The following is a 2,826-nucleotide window of genomic DNA, read 5'->3' on the forward strand; positions in this document are numbered from 1 at the left end:
CGAGGGGAACCGCCGTTAGGCGGTGGAGGGGTTCTCACGTGGAATCTTTTTCATTACAAAAAAAGACTTTCAATTCCCCGCCAGATTCTGCCGCAGCACTGCTGCGTCCAGACCGTTCACCGTCTTGTCGGCGTGGAGGTCGGCGTTGGCAGCCCCGGCCTTGGAAAGCTTCTTGTTGCCCAGCAGATACTGGATCAGCAGCACCAGATCAGCAGCGTTCACCTTGCTGTCTGTATTGACATCGCCCAGCAGCGTATCCGGCTTCTGGGGCGTGGTAACAGTAGTTGTCACCGGCTCCTTGCCGTCCGGCTCTCTGCCGGAGATCAGCACGCCGTTCTGGTATACCGGAATGCAGTCCGAAATGACATACTCACCCACGTTTTTCAGCAAGTCCGTGTTGGAATAGTCGTTGGAAGCGTCCCAGCCAGTCTGGTAATCCGGGAAAACCAGAGCCAGCATCAGTTCGCACTGGTGCTGTCCCTCGGAGATCGGCATGGCAACACGGCCGTCCGGATAGGTCACTTCAATATAGTAGATGTTGTCCTTGTAGTGCTGCACTTCCGAGATCTGTGCCGGCGTGTAGTCGTCGTACATCTTCGCCTGATCGCGGTCTACCCGCATGACTACATCGCCGGGCTGGAAGCCGGCGTTGATGACTTCGGACAGATCCATGTAATACCGATAGGACAAGTTGTCCTCGATCCGTGCCGGCCATGCCGAGTGGTTGGTCAGCTTGAAACTCAGCGTCACGCCGCCGGAAGTTTCCGTCAGCTTGGTTTCCACATAGAATTCCTTGTCCCGCGTTTCCGGTTCCGGAAAATCCGGATCCGGTGTGCCGCCGTAGGCTTCGGTCATCTTGCACAGCAGTGCCGTGAAACCGGCGTTGTAGTCGCACGCTACCTCGTTGTTGATGTAGTTCTGCCGGTCGTCCTCGTAGGAACCGTCCTCGTTGGGGCCGCCCACCAGTGCTCCATATAAGATGTGGCGGTTGGTTTCCGGCGTATCCAGTGCATTTTTCCACGAGCCGTGAGCCGTCCGGTGGTGGGGATTCTGCGGGAATTTTTCTCCGTAGCCCACCACGAAACTCTGCCCGTCCGGATTGTTCCCCAGACAGTAGTTGATCTGGTCTTCGTAGAACTGCTGATACTTTGTCGTGTCGGTGCCTTTCAGCACGGTGTCACACGCCACGCTTGCCAGAAATCCGGCAGTGGTGGCGTACCGCAGACAGCCCCAGGTGGTCAGCCACTTTGCACCGCCGTCCAGCGTTTTCACAGAGTCCGTCCAGTAGTTCAGGTGCTTCTGTACCCGTCCGATGTAGAAGCTGTCGTTGGTGTTGATCGCGTACAGAAGCAGACCGCCCTGCATCACGTCGTCCCAGCACATGCCCCACGAATATTTCAGTTCGTCAGAGCCCAGTTCCTTTCCCAGATTGGGGATGTAGGAAGTCGCCTTGTCCAGATAGGACTGCTCGCCGGTGGCGATGTACAGCCAGTTTGCCGCGTAGAACAGTTCGTCATAGAAGTGGGACGAACGGTAGAATCCGCTGGCATCACTATTATTATAGGCTTCGTCGCTCCGTGTTTCGTCTGCCAGCCGGAACAGGTTCTCGGCGTGTTTCAGATAGTCGCCGGTCTTGTCGCTTCTGCCCTTGAGGGCACAGGAGCCAGCCGCCAGTGCCGCCGCCATTTCACCGCAGACAGCGGAATCCGTTCCGCGGAGTACGGCTCTGGCTTTGGTGTAGTCTGCCCCATTGTCCTTCATGCCGTATTCCAGCAGCTCCACCGGTCCCCACCAGGTGTGATCCATCTGTCCGTTGCCCACCTGATAAACGGCGGTGTCGCCCTCGTCACAGGCGGCGAGATAGTCCAGCACAAAAGAGAGGTTGTTCACATAGGTTTCCAGTTCGCCGGTCTGCTCCAGCCCGTCAGGGTACTGGTACAGTCCCCACGCCAGCATGGAAGCGGAATACGCCATAGGCAGATTGAACTTGACATGGTCGCCGGCATCGTACCAGCCGCCGGTGATTTCGTCGGACATGGTGGAATCGGCACGCCACTCCACTTCGTTCCATTCCGGAAGCGGCCCTGCCTGCTGGCATTCATAAAAGTACATGGACTTCTGGAGAGCCTCGGCGTAGTTGGCGGAAAAGTCCGCCGCAGAAACAGACACCGGCGGCAGGGCACTGACACCCAGACAGACTGCGGTCAGCAGAGCCGCGGCACGTGTGCATCTTCGCATTTGTATCATCTTCCTTTCTGTTAGGGCAACACCGCACAAAGCTTGTGCGTAAGGTGCGTTGTCAGATTTCTGGGCAATATGACGGAAAATCTGCAAGCAGATTGCGTGCAAAGCCGTCAGGCAGGCTTTGTGCGGTATTGCCTTAGGTTCGGGCAGTAACGCACAAGTTCTGTACGATCCTGCCAGCTTTCTGCGGCATATTTCAGCTGCGGGGGACACCCGCCGGAAAAATACCGTTTTCCTTTTTATTATCGCACGTTTTCACGACATTGTCAAGCAGTTTTCATGAAAATATCACAGGAAATCGCCATGAAATCCCACGATCTTTTTGCAGGGCGAAGCGTAAACCACATTGGGGAGAAAAAATGTCTGTTTTTGGGGTGATGTATAAAATAAGGCTTCCTTTTGCTATAGGCTTCCCTTTAGGGAAGCTGGCAAGCCACAGGCTTGACTGAGGGGTTAGTTCGTAAATCTTTACATTAAGCAAGAGATTTCACGGAGTACCCCTCCACCAGCTACGCTGGTTCCCCTCCCCTTTCAGGGGAGGTTTTTTTATTCAGGCTCCCCTGAAAGGGGAGCTGGCAGCCG

General features: G+C 55.6%; 1 protein-coding gene. It reads right to left on the reverse strand.

The window, feature by feature from the left end:
- Positions 1-69 precede the first annotated feature (69 nt).
- Positions 70-2,238 (reverse strand): glycoside hydrolase family 9 protein, encoded by a 2,169-nt coding sequence (locus RUMCAL_RS10105; RefSeq protein WP_051343805.1) that lies wholly within the window; start codon positions 2,236-2,238, stop codon positions 70-72.
- Positions 2,239-2,826: the final 588 nt, after the last annotated feature.

Origin of the sequence: Ruminococcus callidus ATCC 27760, assembly GCF_000468015.1 — a bacterium.
Classification (GTDB): domain Bacteria; phylum Bacillota; class Clostridia; order Oscillospirales; family Ruminococcaceae; genus Ruminococcus_C; species Ruminococcus_C callidus.